The organism is Streptococcus sp. 2154 (assembly GCF_013277255.1).
GTDB classification, from domain to species: Bacteria; Bacillota; Bacilli; order Lactobacillales; family Streptococcaceae; genus Streptococcus; species Streptococcus pseudopneumoniae.
The window spans coordinates 1-19764 of record NZ_VMMK01000054.1 but is presented as its reverse complement, the minus strand read 5'-3'; the positions used below and the strand labels follow the sequence as shown (position 1 = coordinate 19764).

Annotated in this window: 11 protein-coding genes; 1 reads left to right on the top strand and 10 read right to left on the bottom strand. The window is 42.2% G+C overall.

From position 1 onward, the window contains the following. The 10 genes from HT693_RS09575 to HT693_RS09530 all read right to left on the bottom strand — a co-directional run. Positions 1–6319, bottom strand: a 6319-nt coding sequence (locus HT693_RS09575) for a YSIRK-type signal peptide-containing protein (RefSeq protein WP_172925131.1), incomplete at its 3' end; no start/stop codon positions are given. A 540-nt stretch (positions 6320–6859) separates the two neighbouring features. Then, positions 6860–7294, bottom strand: a complete 435-nt coding sequence (locus tag HT693_RS09570; RefSeq protein WP_101514502.1) for a protein-export chaperone SecB — start codon at positions 7292–7294, stop codon at positions 6860–6862. Beyond that, positions 7294–7638, bottom strand: a complete 345-nt coding sequence (locus HT693_RS09565) for a hypothetical protein (RefSeq protein WP_000055345.1) — start codon at positions 7636–7638, stop codon at positions 7294–7296. Before HT693_RS09565 ends, HT693_RS09570 begins: the two co-directional genes overlap by 1 nt. Before the next feature lie 14 nt (positions 7639–7652). After that, a complete protein-coding gene (locus HT693_RS09560) occupies positions 7653–8240 on the bottom strand; it encodes a hypothetical protein (RefSeq protein ID WP_101514467.1) in 588 nt (195 codons plus the stop codon). A 309-nt stretch (positions 8241–8549) separates the two neighbouring features. Continuing rightward, positions 8550–8963: a hypothetical protein gene (locus HT693_RS09555; RefSeq protein WP_240147751.1), complete on the bottom strand. Its 414-nt coding sequence runs from the start codon at positions 8961–8963 to the stop codon at positions 8550–8552. A 767-nt stretch (positions 8964–9730) separates the two neighbouring features. Then, positions 9731–10057 carry a plasmid pRiA4b ORF-3 family protein gene (locus HT693_RS09550; protein ID WP_243383104.1) on the bottom strand — a complete coding sequence of 109 codons (327 nt, stop codon included), beginning with the start codon at positions 10055–10057 and terminating at the stop codon, positions 9731–9733. 298 nt (positions 10058–10355) lie between these two features. Continuing rightward, positions 10356–12236 carry a beta-N-acetylhexosaminidase gene (locus HT693_RS09545; RefSeq protein ID WP_101514834.1) on the bottom strand — a complete coding sequence of 627 codons (1881 nt, stop codon included), beginning with the start codon at positions 12234–12236 and terminating at the stop codon, positions 10356–10358. Then, on the bottom strand, positions 12230–13099 hold the full coding sequence (locus tag HT693_RS09540; RefSeq protein ID WP_165778303.1) for an ROK family protein: 870 nt from the start codon (positions 13097–13099) through the stop codon (positions 12230–12232). The genes HT693_RS09545 and HT693_RS09540 overlap by 7 nt, the downstream gene beginning before the upstream one ends. A gap of 82 nt (positions 13100–13181) precedes the next feature. Then, complete coding sequence (locus HT693_RS09535; protein ID WP_172925130.1) at positions 13182–15827, bottom strand: alpha-mannosidase; 2646 nt, start codon at positions 15825–15827, stop codon at positions 13182–13184. A gap of 212 nt (positions 15828–16039) precedes the next feature. Beyond that, positions 16040–17320, bottom strand: coding sequence for a glycoside hydrolase family 125 protein (locus HT693_RS09530; RefSeq protein ID WP_101514831.1), 1281 nt, complete (start codon positions 17318–17320; stop codon positions 16040–16042). Between the two features lie 170 nt (positions 17321–17490). Here HT693_RS09530 and HT693_RS09525 point away from each other — a divergent pair, with 170 nt between their 5' ends. Beyond that, the gene (locus HT693_RS09525; protein ID WP_101514830.1) at positions 17491–19617 is read left to right on the top strand and encodes a GH92 family glycosyl hydrolase; all 2127 of its coding nucleotides are present in this window, start codon (positions 17491–17493) and stop codon (positions 19615–19617) included. The last annotated feature ends 147 nt before the right edge of the window (positions 19618–19764 follow it).

The window sequence follows — 19764 nt, the reverse complement described above, 5'->3', positions numbered from 1 at the left end:
CAAGAGCTTTCTTATCGGCTTGCGGTACCAAGTTCGCTTTGGCTGCATCCAAGGCTTGTTGGGCAGCATCCACTTTTGCTTTGGCTGCAGCAACTTCTGCTTGGGTTGCATTAGCACCCTTATCAAGGGCAGCTTGTGCCTCCGCTTTGGCTTCATCTACTTGGGCTTGAGCAGCGTCTTTAGCTTTGTTGTAAGCATCGATAGACTCTGGGGTCATACCCGTTGTTGTAGCTGGAGTATCCAAGTTGTTCTTCGCAACCGTCAAGGCTTGTTTTTCTTGTTCGGTTGCGGCTGGCGTCAAGTTAGTCTTGGCTTGGTCAAGAGCTTCTTTGGCTTTGGTTACCTTAGCAATAGCATCTTGAACAGCTTGTTCGCTGGCGTTTTGGTCGTTGATAACGACTTGTGCTTCCTGAGCTGCAGTTTCAGCTTCTGTCTTGGCTTTGTTGTAAGCTGTGACAGAGTCTGGTGTCTTACCACTTGTATCTGGAGCAGCTTGAATACCTTGGTCGAGTTCCGCTTTAGCCGCTTCAAGAGCTTTCTTATCGGCTGTCACCTTATAGGTTACAGGAATATCCTCTGTCGTACCATCTGCATAAGTGACGGTAACTGTAATCGTATGATTTCCAACCGTAGTTGGGTATTGAGTCCCATCTTTTAAAACAGCAGATTGCTTTTTATCAGCAGTGATAGCATTTAACAATTCATCGTTTGTCGGAGTTTGTCCTTTAACCTTGCTAATGGTTTGAGATGTAACCGTGTGTTCAGTCGGACGGAAACCATTTTGTGCTTGTTCACTCTGTTGGTCTCCCTCACCAGCTGTCGCAATCAATTCAATTGCTTGAGGACTTGTATAGACACCGTTTGCGAGAGTAGCACTGCTACCATCAACGGTTAGATTGCCTGATACAACAGTCCACGCATTTCCTTCTTTATGAAGTTTCGCAGTCTGTTTAGATCCATCATTAGCTTCGTAGTTAATAGTAACATCATCTGCATCTTGAGGAAGAGTAAAGACAAGATCACCATTATCTTTTTGACTACCTGTCACTTGAGCTGGTGTCGCATATTTTGCTTTCACCGTCACATCAACTATTTCTTGACTGTTATCTTGATAAGTTACCGTAGCAGAAATCTTCTGACTTTGACCTGCTAGAACAGTAGGCAAGTTTTGAGCAGTAGCAGTTTGTTTGTTATCTGCCGTAACTGCTTGATTGACCTGATTTGCAGTCGGAGCACCGTTTGCTGCCACAATGATATCTGCAACCGTTGGTGCTGTATGAGTAGGAACAATCATACTTCCTGCTCTATCTTCACTCTTAGCAGCTCCACTTCCTGCTGTTGCAACATAAGTAACTTGGTTACTCCCTTTGACAAGATTTGCTGGGATGACTACGGTATTTCCTACTCTACGGAATAATGACCCAGCTGGCAATTCCCAGTTGTTCGCTTTAGAAAGGACAGTATCCTCAACAACCGTATCACTAGTAGGAATATGAAGAGTTAACTGATCCGCATCTGTCGGCAGAGTAAGTACAAAGTCACCATTTTGCTTCACTTCAGCTTGAATTTCGCTTGGTTGAGCCGTCTTAACAACAGCACTTACTTCCTTACTTTCAGAAGAATCACCTAAGGCTTTAACCTTCACAGTACGTCCTGCTTGAGCTGTACCACCCATTAAAGTAGGGTTTCCATTCTTAACCTCAAATCCATCTGGACTGATCCAACCAGAGTTAGTCTTCGAAATCGTTACAGTCTTCTCTTGACCATTAGCTGGAGTATAGGTTACAGATAGACTTGTCGCATCCTGTGGTGCTTCAATCGTAACACTCGTATCATCATTTGGTATCAATACTGGATTATTAAGAAGACCGATAGCCTTATGCGTAGCCGCCACTGAGAAATCAGACAACTCTGTCTTCTGGCTAGCTGAAACAAGAGTACCAGATTTAGCGGTGTTGACTGCCATGACAATATTGTTACCAGTAGTTACTACCGAACCAATGTGAACATTATCAGTTCGGATCCACTCATCCCCACGCTTATCAAAGGTTAGTTTCCGCATGGTGTTTCCTACATCTGTATAGGAAACCTCAGCATGAGTCGCCTTTTCATCCAGCGCAATCTGAATGCTATAGTCGGCTTCTTGAGTGATGACTGGAGAGCTCAATTGCGGTGCTTTTACTCGTACAGTATTGCTATCTGCACTTGTCAAGTCACCTGCTGCACCTGTCGCAACTGCAACCCCCTTCAACTCCGTACCATCTTTCAAATCATCTGCAGAAAGAATGAGTCGGCTACCATCTTGAGAAGGAGTCACAGTCAAACCTTGTGCAACCCAGCTCAAACCATTCTTCGTGATCGAAGTCGTTGTTTCAGCCGCACCATTCGTTGGCGTATAGGTAACGTCTAGTCTCGTTGCACCATCTGGAATGCTAATACCAACACTACCATCTTCATTTGCAGTCGCAACTGGAGTCGTTGGTTTTACAGCAAATCGAATCACTGTCTTAACCGTACGACCACGAAGTTCTGCTGGATCACTATTTCCATTACCAAACGTGCTGATGACTGTTCGGGTAAACTCTCCAACCGTACCTGCACTTGGCTCTCCATCCTCCCAACCATAAGTCATGCCCGCTGGTAAAGCGGTCGCAGTTGACTGCTCAACATAGTTGGCTGCGTTCGTATCAAAAGCTTGGTTTTGCGTATTTGTATACGTATCTGTAGACTTGGATTTCACTCCGTAGATAGTTGGAATCACATACTGCGTCGTTACATCTGAAAAGGCAATGCCATCTACTCCCGCAGCTGGATAGGTAACCTTGATACGTGGAATGTTGCGTCCTGCCGTCACGACAGCTGGATTTCCTTCCCAAGCAAGAGAAGCAGCTCCTTCATCTGTCACAAAGTGAGACAAGCTCTCGTTTGTAATCACTTCGTCAGGAGCTTTTAGAACTGGTTTCGCAGTTGGCTGTGCAAGAGTCTTAATTGTAAGGGTTACTTCTTGTTCCTTGGTATGACCTGGTAAACGAACAAATAGTTTTTCAGTCCGTGTACCTGCTTCACCCTTGGCAATGTTTTGACCAGATTCCCAACGAGCTGCCGTTGCAGAATCAACAGCACTACCATCTGAGAGGGTTAACAATTTAGAAAGGGTAGCTTGGTTGAGATTGCTTAGTTCTGTAATATTACCAGAACCTGCCAAGGTTTGAATCGTTCCTTTAGCAGATACCGTCACTTGCGTACTAGAAACTGGATCACTACTATCTGATTCAACTCGTTGGCTGTCATCGTTTGGCATATAGACAGACTTCACAGTCAGATTCGTTGATGCAGGGATGTCCGCTGTCGGAGTGAGCTCTGCAGTCACTAGCTTGCTATAAGCACCATTCTTAGGAACTTCGACACTACCTAATTGTGTAGTACCATTGTAGAGGTAAAGTGTTGTTCCAGGAGTCGCATTCGTAACGGATACATGAGTTCGCGTGCCTGCTTTTCCTGTCAAGTTGGTTGCAATACTTGGCTTAGCTGGTTTTGTGATGAAGGTTATCTCAGTAGTTTCTTCCGCCAAGTTTTCTGATTTCGGATTGCCACCATTCGCATTTGGATAGTAGACCTTAACCTTATTGGTCTTCTTACCGAGCCAGTCTCCTGAGATATTACCCCATGTTGCTGAACCGTACTCTTTATTTCTAGTTTCATCTGTCTTCCAGAAGTATTCTGTTCTTGTTGGTGCATTCGGAGTCGTTGTGACATAGTTGCTTGCTTGATTGCTATCAAAACTTTGTGTAATGTCGCGTGTGTACTCTGATTTTTTCACTACAGAATGGTAGGTTGGAAGCGCAACTTCAAGTGTTTTTACCGTTGGGTTTTGAGAGTCTCCACTTGGGTAAACCACTTCGATAATGCCACGATTTTGAGCCGATGCTGTGCCAATACCTGGTGCAGTACTTCCTTGCCAACGAACTGTCACTCCAGCTGGTTTTGCAACGGTTTGGTTACCATCCTTGAACTCGATATAATCTTCTGGGTTGGTACCATTTGAGAGGGTACCTTGTTTATTGTTGTAGCTACCTACATTGTTTTTCAACTGTGCTGGTGGATAAACAGGCACCTTCACAGTCACAAAGTAACTTTGGGTGCTAAGAGCACCGTTCTCATCGGTCGCACTGTAGCTGACTTTAACGATACCTTCTTGATCAACATTAGCAGTCGTTGTATCTGGTTTTTTATGCCATGTCACCGTCATATCCGCTGGTTTAGCAACTGTTTGATTGCCATTGACAAACTTGACATAGTTTTCAGGGTTATCCCCATCCAACAAGCGATTGTTCTCTGTGAGGACATTGACAAATTTTGCTTGCCCGGCTTCAGCCTTAGGATAAATGGTAATAGAAACCGTAACTTCTGCTATTTCTTGGTTTTGAGCACCTGCGTCACCCTTTTCAGAGATCGCAACAATGCCAGTATGTGGACCAACAGTCGTAAAGTCAGGGGTATTCTTCCAGCTTGCTACCAGATAGTCAGGCAAGGCTTTTTCGACACTATTTTCTTTATAGGTAATCACTTTTTCTGGATGTGTCGACAAGTCTATCAAAACTTGGCTATCTTTGACTTGTTTGACAGTCTTCGCTTCAAAGTTTTGAGCTATCAAGTTATCTCTGCTATAAACAGCACTTTCTAACACAGAAAGATATTCAGAATTATTTTTCAACTCATTTGAGTCTAATAATTCTTTAATTTTAGCTAACCTTTCTCGGTAAGCACGGACACTGTCTTTAGTTTTTCTATGTTCATCTTTTTGTTGGTCTTCAAGCAGTTTATTATAAGCCTGTTGCAATAGTGACTTCGCTATATGTTTAGTGTCTTGTGTAATATTAAAGTCGAGCCCAGTAATCGGCAATGAGTATTGTAAATACGAAGAATTATAACTCATCCCACCATATCTTTTATTAGCTAGACTTAATCTTACTTTGTATGAAGTTACACCTTTAGGCAATTCAATCAACTTACTCGTAAAGCGTCCTACTGTTCCATTAGGTCTATTGGCATCCAATGCCATCTTACCTTCTATTTCTTCTTTAGTATTGCTTGAAACGTTTATTTTCTCTGTAATTTTTGTTCCATCTTTAGCTGCAATAACTGTCCTTTCCTTATCAGTAATGTTCTTATCCGGTCTAAATGTTGTTGTATAAATTGGATTAGTAGAATTATCAGTATATACTTCCACCTTGTATTCAGCCTTAGAACCTTCAACATCTCCCGTATAACCTGTTTTGAAATCCACTCTTACTTTAGAACCTTCAGCTGAAGAATACACTTTAAAAGTTTTTTCTATTCCATCAAATCCTTTTGCTGTTCTAGCTGTTGTTTTTCCAGATTCATTGTTACCTTTGTAAGGTTGTCCATCATAAGGAACATCCGTATCTCTACTAGCTTTTGTCACCACTTTTGATAATAGCAATGTGTATTCACTATTCCAATCAAGAACTTGTTCTCGAAGCCAAGCATCATTAGTTCTGTTTATATTTATAGTATATGCCGGGAATACACCTTTTGCTGTTTTTCTAGCAATAGCAAATTTTCCAACTTGTCCATCAGTAGTTACAGCTTTCCAACCACCAAACTCATCAAGTTCTCTTACCTCTCCTAGTGCTATACCTTTAGCATCACCTAATTTCTTCATTTGAACGCCGTTGATTTTATTATTGTTTTCAATCACATTCGGCAATGTTTTTAATTTTTCTACTAACTCCTCTACACTCGCATCAGCGCTTGGTGCTATGTAAGTCTGATTTGCTGATGGATCATCCGTTGCAACATCTGCACCTGGAGTGGCACTTATATCACGTCTTTTACGTACTTTTGGCTTGTTGCTTGCTTCTTCTGATCTTGTACCTTCACTGTCCTCTGTAGATTTTGGAGAGCTAGAGTCCCCGCTCACAGAGTCTTCATCCGATTGAGTCTTTGTTGTAGTTTCGCTTCTTTCAGATGAGTTGGCTTCTTCCTCTTTGGTCTCTGGATGACTTTCTTGCTTGCCTTCATCCCCTGCTTCAGTATTGGTTGCAGATCCTTGTTTCTTTGCAGCAGGAGCAGCGTAGGTTAGCTGTGGATCCTCTGATTTTTTCTCTGTTTCCGAATCCTTATCAGCTGCCACCTCCTCATTTGACTGTATGGTCTGCGCTTCCGCAGCAGATACCGCTCCACTTCCCATAAAGAGATACAGCGCCGCCACGGCTACCGAGGCCGCTCCAAAACTAACCTTACGAATCGAAAAGCGCAATTGCTTTTCTCTATCTTCATTATCTTTATAAAACATATATCATTTTGCTCCTTTTCCGATAATTATCGGCTTAGTATATCTATGGAAGGGCAAATAAAAAAGCCCCCCCCCCTAAAATATTTGGGCATACTTTAGGCAGGCTTAACTCATTATACTCTCTTTCTTTTTATAAATCAAACATTATGAACTAAGCTTGATATCATGTATCTTATCGTGGAAATATTGACTTCATTTTCTCCTACGATTGGTTCTTTATCCAGACTCAACATATCCACGGTAAAGCGACGTTGACGTGGTTTGAAGAGATTTTCGAAGAGTATTAAACCCCAAATTATTCATATCTCACACTAACCAAACAATTCAAAAACCACCAGAAGAGCCGTTAAAATACTGCCCTTCTGGTGATTTTCATTGATAGCTGAGTCTTGAAGAAGCTAGAGTTTCAAATTGCAACTACTATCATACAAAACTCTTTGATCCTATTTATTTTTATCACAATTTTGATTTATAGTTCTCCGAATACCTTTTAAATGTGAAAGCATTTCATTAGAGCTTTGAAAAATACATACACTGTTTTTATTCGTATGTTAACTTGATAGAATCTTTGTCTTCAAGCATTTTTTTAATGTTAACGACAGGCAATATGAAGTTGGGGAACTCATTACCCCGAGTAATCATATCAGATACGATAGGCCGAATATAGGACCAAAGCATTGCTAAGCCATTCTCTTTAAGAAAAGTTTCAAAAGGAATATCAAATTCTGTCTTGTCATATATAAATGAAAATTCTCCAACAATATCTACAATAAGCTCAAAAGCAGAATCATCTGAATCTATATTTCCTTGCTTTGTTATTAAGTTAACGTAAGTAAGGTTTTCAGATTTTCTTATTAAAATCTGTGCAGACAATTCAGGCTGTAAATTAATAGTACTATTTGTTTGGTCAAAACTAGGATTTCTTCGATACGATACTTCATTTAAAAAGTAATCTTTAAATTGTAAAGAGGACATTAAGCTGCCACCTCACTATTTTCTTTTGTTGTAATTAAGTTTTCAGAATCTATTGGTAAATATGAAAAACATGACTTCTTGTTTTTTATATTATATTTAGGCATTGCATTTACTTTAGTTACAGAATTCAAATCATCAAACTCTTTTTGATTATTTAATTGAGGAGTAAAATGGATTTCATCTTTATATTTTTTAAGACTTCCTGATATATTCAAATCATAATCAAATTCATTGTTTACTGAATAAATTTTGTTGGCCTTAATATTTTCAACTAATTCTTGGAACATTGGAGAATCCATCAAAGAAAATTCTTCAGTTCCTAAAAAGTTTGACAATAAACTCATAAAAGCCTCCTTATTTATAAAATGTTTGTAATACAATTTAAATCACGGATACAAATTTCCTCTCCATTCTTTCCGTCAATTACTGGTAAAAATGGAATAGCAGTATATGTTTTGGACTGCACTGCTTCATAATTCTTCCCATGCTGAGACGCTAAATCAAGCAACAGCTCAATAATTAATCCTTGATTTTGGTTAAGAAGAGTAGCTCTATTTTTGGCTCCGCTACCTGAAATACCTGCAATCTCACGTTCAATTTGAATAGATGCTGCTTGTCGATATTCCTCTAATAACCTTTGGTTTTTTGGGTTATCTAAAATAAAAATCTTATCTATAGATTTTAGGGTGATTTTAGCATGAATTAACTCAGGCCTAACCCCAGGTTTGCTTAGTTCAAATGACTTATACTTTGCGACATAAGCAGAAGCAATCGTTTTACCAGTATCTTTGTCAAAAGGTAGAAAAAAGTAAATACCATTACCCAAGTCGTTCGGATGTCTCTGTTTATGAATACCAGGTTTATATTTCTCATAAGAAAACCCAGCAGATAGAATCTTTTCTTTTATTGGTGGTGTGGTGCCGTGCCACCTACTATATTGTAGCATAGAACTTCCTGATGAAGCTACTAGCTTGATTATACTGTTAAAGCTTAGATAATTCAACTATTACGGGATTTTTTGAAAACATTCTAGCGATTTCCAGAACGGAACTGAGCATTAAGACAATAACTACCTCACCTTATCATGCCAAAATTATCGGATTTTATCAGAATTAAAACCCCATAAAATCGGGCTTTTTCCATTCTTCAAGAAAACGCTTTTTTGAAGAATAGGATTGTAATTTCTGGTTCTAATCGTTCAAAATGCGTGTTTTTGCAAAATAGAAATGCAAGCCAGAACCTGCAAAAACATTATCTATTCTAAATAGTCTTTTTCTGTTATGACTCTTAATCTAGTAGAATAATTCTGGAATGTTGAGAATTTAAAGCGTTTAGGATCTTCAAGTTTGTTTCTATCGTTCATTTCTAAAGCACGGTTATAGTCTATAATAGCTTTTACCAACTTATTAATTATAGCTCTATCATTGTCCATTACTTTATAATAATCTTCGATTTTTCGAAGTCGAAAAGTAGTATTTAGCAAATAACTTTCATCTTCTAAAATCAAGGTTTTACCAATATCTAATCCTTCAACATACCCTTCTTTTGCTGAATTTCGAAGCTTATACTTCAACTGATACTTTTTAGGAATATAACTTCTAAATGGAATCAAGAAAGTTAGCCCCTGTATTTTGACAAGAGTTACCGCAAATCCCCTTCCTTTATTCATTACTTCCTTCGTCTTAAAGTCATAGTCCATCGCTTGAATAAGGTCGTAATCCTTGCACATTTTTAAATCAATTTGACCTAATTTTAACTTTTTGCTTTTTATTTCTATTCCCTAGATAAAAAGCTCACTAAAAAGTGAGCAACATTTCCAATGAGATACTTCTGTTGACGAGCGCGTCTCTCCGCCCCCTCATTGCCTCACGAAAAGGCTAGACGAATCGAAAGGAGGTGAGTTTTCCTGTTTTCAATTCTACTTATTCTTACACATTTTTTTAATTTTGTCAAACAAAAAACGCAAGGCTAAGCCTGCGGTGAGTGTAATCTATTTTGAAATTTTTAAATAAAAAAGGAGCATTTAAGCCCCTACTTTGAAATAACGGACCCTTGGCTGGTCGGTGTACCCAGCATCTCAGATACCCTTTTGCAAGGTGTGACAGGAACCTTTCTGCCCTCAAATGTCTTTCGTTAATGTTATTCTAGCACTATCTAATTTTTTGTCAAGTTTTCTCAATCTACCAGACTTGATACGTATTAGCTACACCCTCAACAAATTTATACTCTTCGAAAATCTCTTCAAACCTCCTCAGCTTCCATCTGAAGCCTCAAAACAGTGTTTTGAGCAACCTACAGCTAGCTTCCTAGTTTGCTCTTTGATTTTCATTGAGTATTAAAAACTCTCTTATCTGAAACCATCACAAAAAAACAATTGAAATACTAAGCCTACACAGACTGATTCCAATTGTTTTTTAGATTGTTTAACAATCAATTTTACCATTCTTCATAGTCAAAACCATCATAATCTGGATATTGTTCTGGCGGCGTTCCAACCGAACGTACGAGATAAGCTTCTTCGCCCTCTGTCTCGATTTCTCTCAGCACTTGGCATTCAAAACGCCATTCATCACCGAAGTCGAAAATAAACTTAAATTTTTGTTTGACACTTAGGGTATCCAGATAGACATTTTCTGTGTAACGTTCTTCAACATCGTCACTAACAAAGCTAAGAAAGTAAGAATCTGCAGGACTCCACGCAACATTATCCACGAAAAATGCATGAGCATGATCATTTGCAAAATCAAAACTCCATAAAATCACATCTGCTAGTTCTACTAACGTTTTTGTTTTTAGAATTTATATATGTCGGTAGCAGCCTTTTTAAAATTTGACGAAAATGACCCAGGCTTCTACAGATGCTGGCTTTTCAGCTTCTATTTCTTGTTTTACTAATTTTAAGTGTACCACAATACCTCCAAGTGCTCATCGATAGAATTGCTCTTAGGAAACATTCCCTTTCTGCTATTTTAGCATAAGTTTGTCTAACTGTGGCATTTGAAACTAGATAATTCTTCTGTTTCACGCGAAACACCCTGCGCCAAGCAAGGTGTTCTTGTTTTTAAGTTGTATAAATGGTCGAAGCTGTCGCAATGGTATGCCACTGGTTGGCTGTTGTGGCTGCGAAGCCCTTGTCTGCGTAGAAGTCGTTAAATGGCAGAATTTCTACTTCCAGCTCGTCGATGCGGTCAATCTGACCAGCCAGATAAGCCTCGATACGGCTTTCTGCTCGCTTGATGCGTTGCAAGAGTCCGCCCATGCGGATGTCAACTGTATCCAAGCCAAAGACCTTGTTTTCTTTCAGCCATTGGTGGCTAAAGAGGGCATGGAAGTGTTCAATTTGGCTTCTGAGTTCTGGTAATTCTTGCCTTGCGATTTCTTGTAGACTTTCTTTATCGCCCACTTGGTAAGCCTGACGAATGCGTCTTCCTACATCCACTTTGCTACTTAAAATCTGGTTCAACTGAGCCTGAGTTTCAAAGAGGTAAGAGTAAGCACCAGCTTTTTCTTTGATTTCAGCAAGGGTCTCAGCTGCCTGAGCAAAGTGTGGTTTGTCCTGTTCAGGTGTCATGTGTCGGTCAAGGATCGGACAGAGGACATCCTGATAAAAGACATAGCGGTTAGGATTGATGCCACTGAGATTGCCTGGCAGGTCTGGTAAGAGGTTGGCAAGGTCAATCTGCATAAAATCTTCAACCGATAGGCCAGTATTGGTCTTGAAGTGAGCAGACAAACGGTCTAGGTCATTGCGATAGCTGAGTTCTGCCCAGATTTGCAAGCTTGGGAGAATAGAAAACTGAGCTGTTTCCCCACCATTGTCCCCCCAACCCGTCACGATGACTTCTTTGATGTCATTGGCACGACAGGCTTTATTGGCCTCGATAGCCACTAGACGGCTGAAATGGTTGTTGGGTGTAAAACCAATCCACTTCCAAGCACCACCTGCAAAGGCAAGGTCATGACTAATCTTATGATGATTGCGGAAATTACGGTTGTATTTTTCCTCGCTATCCTGATAATAGTCCCAGTAAACCAAGGTCACACGGTCTTTGAGACGGTCTAGATAGACACGAGTGTCTTCTGGAATTTCCACATCACGGTCGTACTGGCCATCCGCTGACATAAGTTTAAAGAACATATCGCTCCACATCTGGCAGTGGAAACCATATTTGTCAGCAATATCCAGCACGCGCTCCAAGTGTTGACACATTAGGAGACTACGATCCACAACACCGTTCAATATCAAGTAGCGTCCCAAACCAACCAAGTGGGCTTCGTCCATCCCGATATTGACCTTGCGAGTCTTCAGTTTAGACAACGTGGCAAACATGCCATCAATCAGGTCATAAACCTTTTCTTCGCCAATGAGAAGAATGGCCTCTACATCACGGAGCTCCTGCACTTCCTTGACACCCCATTTGACAAAGGCCGACAAGTGGGCCAAGGTCTGGATACAAGGCACAAAGGTCATATCAAACTGCTGGGCGTAGGCTTCGATTTCCTGCAACTCCTCAGCCGAATAAGCCCCACGGAAATAACCAAAATAAGGCTGTCCCTCAATCTGGTAGGTGTCTTCCATGTAGAGTTCAAAGGTTGAGTAGCCCATGAGAGCCAAGACCTCAATCATCTGCTTGGCAGAAGTCACATTTAGCACCGCATTTCGAGAACAGTCTGCCATGTAGGCCAACTCTTCATAAGCCGCCTGCTCCTCAATCCCTACTTTATCACCTTCTGCTAGAGCTGTTACCAACAAGGACAAGGCACGATAAAGTTGGTGAGGTTTGCGGTAGGTCAATTGATAGTGGCCACCCTCACCCTTGATAGAGATAGAGGCTTGGTCAGACTGAGTTACAGCCACTTCAACATCTGGTAAAGAAATATGCTTTGTCAGCAAGTCGATTGCCTGAGTTTGTTTGGGACTAAGCCCTGTAAATCTTACCATTGATTTTCCTCCTGTAGCCAGTTGACAAGGGCACCATAGAGATTGGCATCTGCATGATAGGTGCAGGCTTGGATGACGGGTGCGACCGTATATTCTTCGTAGGTATCGACAAAGTCTTCAACAGCTTCCTTGACACCTTGGATAAAATCTGGATTTTGACTGATAGAGCCTCCCAGACTGATGACATCTGGATCGATGAGATACTGGATATTGAGCAAGCCTTGCGCCAAATTGCGGTTCATGCGCTCAATGGCTTCTTGGCAAAGAGCATTCCCAGCTGCGGCTTCTTGGTAAATCTTGCGGCCGTCCCAGTCAGTCTGACCATATTTTTCAATCACGTAGCGTACCATATTCCCAGTTGACGCTAGTTGCGACCAGTTGTTGAGCTTTTCAGCAGGGGCAAGGGTGGTCATATAGCCAAATTCTCCACCCAGACCGTGGCGACCTCGGTGCAGTCGGCCATTGATAATCATGGCTCCACCAATCCCTGTCCCAATCACGACACAGGCTGCATTTTCAAGTTCTGGATGAGCCAGTAATTCACTGAGTCCAACGCAGTTGGCATCATTTTCCAGATGGACAGGAATCTGATAAGAGCTAAGCGCCTCATACCAAGAAAAGCCGTGAATGTAGGGCACCGCACTGAAGCCATCAATCACACCTTTCTCTTGATTGACCGCGCCTGGAACGCTCATAGCAATCCCACTGTAATCCTGCTCTGACAAGCGCTGGTCTAGCCAAGCTAGTAATTCCTCCAAGTTTTCTGGTGTTGGGATACTTGTCTTATCTAGTATTTTCCCATCAGGAGTCAGACTAGCGAACTTAATCCCAGTCCCTCCGATATCAATCGTTGCAATGGTCATTGTTTTTACCATAAAAGGGGCAAATCAGCAGTTAGTTCTTACCTTTTCGCCCCTCCTTTCTTTTTATGTTTACTTGTTGAAATTAAATTTCTTCTTTTTTGATGAATTCTGTACTAATTTCTTGTGGAGCCAATAGTCCTGAATGAACTGAATATGGTCGCTCAAGTAAGTCAAGAATGGTTTGTTGATGTTCTGATATGCGCACATTTTCTTGACTCATATTATAGTAACGGAGGACATAGCCTTCTTCATTTTCCGCCACTTTAAAGGCTGTTGGACAGATTTGCGGTATGCTGAGAACAGAATGGCTCAAGAGGCTACCAGTCGCAGCCACGCTTCCTTCCTGTCTAGCAAGCTGAAGGCTGGTAAATGGTGTCTGCAAGGCTTTGGCGCGACGATAGGCTGAAAAGCGTTCTTGGGCTTGGTGGCATTCAAGCGCAAACTCGACTTCAAATTCACGCAAGCATTGTGCTTCTGGTGTTGGGAAGTAGCCCCAGTCACCTAGCTCACCTGATGCACGCAAAATAGTCACTGCAATGGTGTCGTCTCCAAGGATTTCGTATTCATTCAATCCCTTATTGGATACAGTCACACCTTTTTCATCGTCATACAGACTAACAAAGGCTTGTTGGTGTTGAGGATTTTCAGGATTTTCCCATGAAGCAGCTGGTTTGTTTGGTCGTGTCACCACCTCATAGATGCTTTCAGAATCATTGCTTGGACGCGTGTTATGAGTCTTGACCAAGAGACGGATACGATGGTCTTTGGCAGTGTTAGTAAAGCGAGTCTTGAAGCGGATTTGTGGATTATCAACGAAGATAGTCATCTCAGTTTCAAGAGGAATGCTTGTCAATTCTTCTGAACGTCCAGCTTCACGCTTCATAAACTCGATGATGCCTTTTTGCTCTTCTTCTAGCTTTTCATCTGCACTGACAGGCACGATCAATTCATGTTTGAGCAAAATCTTAGCGTAGCGAGCTGTGTTTTCCAAGACCTCGTAGCCCTTAAGCTCTGCATAGATTGGCTCTGTTCCTTTTGGTTGGAAATAGATATACTCGTTTCCGATGTCACCACGGTCTTCAAAGCGGATAAAATCTTCATAGGCTTCGTGAGTTGTCTTGTCATAAACTGTGATAGTGTCATCCACACTCACCGTTACGCATGGTGTATCAATCACTCCGTTTTGGTAAATACCCTCACGGTGTTCTTGTTCTCCTTCCAGCAATTGGAAAGTTGTCCAAGAAAGCGGCGCTAGGTGAACTGGAATGGTCACGCGCACTTGACGGGCGATACGAGCTTGGCGGAACTTGTCTTTTGGTAAATCATACTCAAAATTAGCCCCAAGATCCTCGATTTTAGCCTCTACAGGACGCCCATCTAAGTCCTCCACACGGTAACTTGGCAAGGTAAGAGCAGCCATCTTCTTGTAACCTTCTGTTGGGTGCAATTCCTTGAAATCACAAGTCGCCACATCAATCACTGTGCTGACAGTATCAACCTTATCATGCAAACCTGTGTTAATGACAGTAAAGAGGTAATCACTTTGAACCTTAGCTGTAGCGATTTTACCCTTCCATTCGTTAAGAAGATTGCTCTTAACAAAGTTTCCGACTTGATTGACCTTGGCAAAACGTGTCTCCATCTCACGGTGAACTTCGTCCACGCTACAGCCACAGATACTATCATGGGGCGCATTTTGCAAAAGAGTTTTCCAAGCATAGGTCAACTGGTCCTTGTGGTTATGACCCCCAGTGATAATTGTCAAGGGTTCTACAACTTGCTCTAGGAGGTTGCTATTTTCTTGGAAGGCTTGTTTGAGATAAATACGAGATGAAGAAGTGTTAGCAAGTGTGTACCAGCCGTCTGTTTCCTGACTGGTCAACTCACCTGTAACCGTTGATAATTGCTCCGGTAGGGCACTTTCCACGACTTGGACATATTCATCAAAGGAACTGTGAACAAAGGTCACATCTGGGAAGAGTTCATTTGCCACACGAATAGCTTCGCTCAGATTTTTCTGTACAGGCTGGTGATCACATCCGTTCATCATCAACCATTGGTTGGTCGAAGCATAGGCACGCACATCTGACAATTTTTGTTTCCAGAAGGTCAAGGCCTCATCTTTATCAACTGGGATTTCATTCCCGTTACTGTACCAGTTGGCAAAGAGAATCCCGAGGACACGACTTCCGTCCGCACCCTGCCAGTACATTTCTGAAAACTGAGACGTAAACTGCTCGTCTTCGAGGACTTGGTTGTCAAATCCAATCGGCTTCACACCACGACCAAAGGCTGCCACGTGAATGCCTGATTTTTGAAGGATTTGAGGCGCTTGTCCCATATTTCCAAAGGTATCTGGGAAGTAACCAATCTGGGTTGATTTGCCCCATTTGGCAGCTTCTTGCTGACCAATAAGAGTATTGCGGACATTGGCTTCACTTGAAATCAAGTAATCATCCTGCAAAATGTAAAAGGGACCAATTTTCAATTTTCCTTCGTCAATGTAGCGTTGAATCTTGTCACGATTTTCAGGGCGAATTTGCAAGTAGTCGTCGAGGACAATGGTTTGTCCATCTAAATGGAAACTCTTAAACTCAGGGTCATTTTCAAAGAGATCAAAGAGATTGTCAAACAATTCCACCAACTGCATACGATGGCTTTCAAAAGGCAAGTACCACTCACGGTCCCAGTGACTATGTGAGATAATATGTACGACAACATTTTCCATGAAGTAAAACCTCATTCTAAATTTAAATTTTTATTGTTAACGTTTTAAATGTAAATTTGTGATTCTTTCCAAGAATCAGTTGCGCTAATACTCAATGAAAATCAAAGTGCAAACTAGGAAGCTAGCCATAGGCTGCTCAAAACACTGCTTTGAGGTTGCAGATAAAGCTGACGTAGTTTGAAGAGATTTTCGAAGAATATAAATCACGCTCCTTAGCGGATATCCAAGTAATCCAAGACCAATTCACAGAACATCATGTTGGCCCAAGAGAACCATTCACGAGAGTAGAGAGTTGGGTCATCTACGTGGAAGCTTTCGTGCATGACACCTGTACCACCATCACAAGCAACCAGCTGATCCAGCAAGAATTTTTTCTCTGCCTTATCACTTGTTGTCAATCCTTGGATAGAAAGGGCGATGGGCCAGATATAGCGATAGAAGGTATGAGAACTTCCGAGACCGCTAGCGTATTCTCCTTGGTAGAAATATGGATTTTCAGGGCTCAGAATGGTACGACGAGTTGCTTGATACACTTCATCATCGACCGAACAGTAGCCCAGATAAGGCGCAGCCAACAGACTTGGTACGTTTGGATCATCCATGATGCTAGCATTTCCTAGACCATCCACTTCAAAGGCATAAATCTTTTCGCCCTTGCTGTTGCTTGTGTAGGCGTAGTTTTCAATTCCTTCTTGGATTTCAGCCTGAAGACGCTTAGCGTCTGTGATAACACTCTGGCTATCAGCTAGGTTTAATGCTGCAAAGATTTCTTGCACATACCCTAAAACAACAACTGCAAACATATTGGACGGAATCAAGTAACTATACTGGCAGCAATCATCACTCGGACGAAAGGCTGACCAAGTCATGCCTGTCACTGCAAAATCAGGTCCAAAGCCATCATTTACCAAGGTGTCTTCCTTACGATCGGTATCACGAACAAAACGATAAGGAGAGTTCTTGTGGTCTTGTTCCACCGTCCACAGATGAAGAATTTCCTTAGTCGCTGCGACAAAAATCTCATCAAACTGACTAGTCTCGCCAGTCTCTTTCCAGAGAAGATAAGCCAACTGCAAAGGATAGCAAAGCGAATCCACCTCATACTTGCGCTCCCAGATCCAGCCGTTAAGGTCTGTGTGGTCAGTCTCGTGGTGCCCTTTCCAGTTCTCCTCAATGTTGAAGGAGTTAGCATAGGGATCCTTGAGTACCAAGGTTATCTGACGTTTGACCAAACCTGCAATGGTCTGACGCAGGAGGGCATCTCTTTTAGCCACATGCAGGTAGGGTCTGAGTTGGGCTGTCGAATCCCGAAGCCACATAGCAGGAATATCCCCTGTGAGCACAAAGGTTGAACCATCTTCTAGGATTTCAACTGTATTGTCCAAGGTGTCGGTGTAGCAACGCTCGAAAACATCCACCCACTCTGGATGGTCCTTAGCCCGCTCTGCCACTTCATCTAGCCATTCTCTAACAATTTCTTTTGAATAAATCATCGTGCAGTATCCTCTTTCAAACAAGTTTCATTTTCAGTATATAGCTTTTGAGGCAGAAAATACATACACAAATGATAGTCATTTTTCTACAAAATAGTTATCTTTGAAACTCCTTTTCTAAAGGCCCTCTTTTTCTGATATAATGTAGAAAAACAGCTAAAGGAAAGACTATGAAACCACTACTTGAAACCATCGATACCCGATTTGGAACTGCCAGCAAGCATGCCTTTTCTCGGGGAAATACCCTGCCATACACAGGCGTGCCTTTTGGGATGAATTACTTTGTTCCCCAGACCAGTGACCAGGAGGGAGCTTGGTTTTTCGATCCGCATCTGCCTATCTTTCAGGGGATTCGATTAACCCACCAGCCCAGCCCTTGGATTGGCGACTACTCTTGGCTCCTCCTGACACCTGTCACCGGTCAACTAGGTAGAGACAGTCTCTTCCATCGTCAGTCTTCTTATGATATGGATAAGGCCTCTTTCCAACCCCATTATCTGAAAATTTTCTCCCTGCGCTATCAGATTGAAACCCAGCTCACACCGACTTGCTACGGTGCTTCTATTCGTTTGGAGCAAAAGCAAGGCAAAGCCCTCTCCCTCTATCTTCACGCAGCAGATGAACTGACCGTGGAGCAAGTAGATAAACGAACTCTTGCCCTACGACAAGAAGGTAAAACTGAAACCAACAAAAATCCACTAAAACTATTCACTGCCCTGCAAATGAATACGGATATTCTTGCTGTTAGCCAAGAAGGGGGAGACTGGCGAATTGACTTAGCAAGTAGTCATGCTGAGATTCAGCTAGCCACTTCTTTCATCTCGCCTTATCAAGCACTGCTTAATCTACCTCAAGAAGATTTTGATAACTGTAAATCAAGTGCCCAAGCGGATTGGGAAAATCTCCTCCATCGTTTTGACGTTATAGAGACAGGAGAGGCTGACCGAACCTTCTTTGACCACTGCCTCTACAGACTCTTCCTCTTTCCTCAGACTTTTTATGAGGTTGATGAGTCAGGGCAAGTCATCCACAAGGATCTGACTACTGGATCTGTCAAGCCCGGTGTCCTCTTTAGCAACAATGGCTTCTGGGATACCTTCCGCACCACCTTCCCCCTCTTTGCCCTTGTCATACCAGAGCATTATCGTCTCTTTTTAGAAGGATTTCTCAATAACTACCGCGATACTGGTTTCCTTCCAAAATGGTTGTCTCCAGATGAACGTGGCATGATGCCCGGTACCCTTTTAGACGGCATTATCGCAGATAGCGCCTGTAAGGACATGGCCCCCGACCTAGAAGGAGAACTCTTCCAAGCCATGCTCGAAACAGCCAGCAAAGCCGACCCTCTCGGCATCAATGGCCGCCACGGACTAGCCCAATACCAAGAACTAGGTTACCTCTCTACCGACCACCATGAAAGTGTTAGCCATACTCTAGACTATGCCTATAGTGACTTTTGTATCGCCAGCTGTGCCAAAAAACTAGAGAACATAGAAATCGCTGAAACCTACAAGGCTGCTTCACAAAATTACCGCCAGCTATTTGACGCTGAGACAGGTTACATGCGAGCACGAGACAATCAAGGAAACTTTCACCCTGACTTCTCTCCTTATAGTTGGGGGCGAGACTACGCTGAATGCTCTGCCATTCAAGCTACTTTAGGCGTTCTCCACGACATCCCTGGCTTAATCCAACTGATGGGTGGAAAAGAAACCTTTAGCAACTATCTTTTGAAAGCCTGTCAAGATGCTCCCCTCTTTGAAACAACAGGCTATGGTTACGAAATTCACGAAATGAGCGAGATGGCTACTGCTCCTTTTGGACAAATAGCCATTTCCAACCAGCCTAGTTTCCACATTCCTTATCTCTTCCGCTACAGCGATTACCCTGACTACACTGCCCTTCTTATCAAGACGCTCCGTCAGAAGGCCTTTCACCCAAGTTGGCAAGCCTATCCTGGCGATGAAGACAATGGCAGTCTCTCAGCTTGGTACATCTGGTCAGCTCTCGGACTTTATCCGACCTGTCCAGGAAAACCAAGCTATGATCTCGGAATCCCTCTCTTTAATCACCTCCGTATCTACCTAGCTAAAGAAGGTAAATGGCTAGATATTCATACTGAGCAAAACCACAGCCACTTCAACTTTGTCAAAGAATGCCGACTGGACAAAAACCTAGTATCAACTATTCAACACCAAGACCTCCTAAAAGCTGATCAGCTAACTTTCACCCTCAGCTGGTTACCAAGCCAGCGTAACCGCCCAATAACGAAGTATATTGAAAAATCTCCAGACTAGAGAACTCACGGATAGTTCCTAATCTGGAGATTTCTTATTTGCACTTTTCTTGTACAACTTTAGTCCATGGTAAATAAGCCTCTAAAACCTCTTTGTTTACGAGAGTTTCCTCGTTTGGAAGACATTCTAGAAGATAGGATAGATATT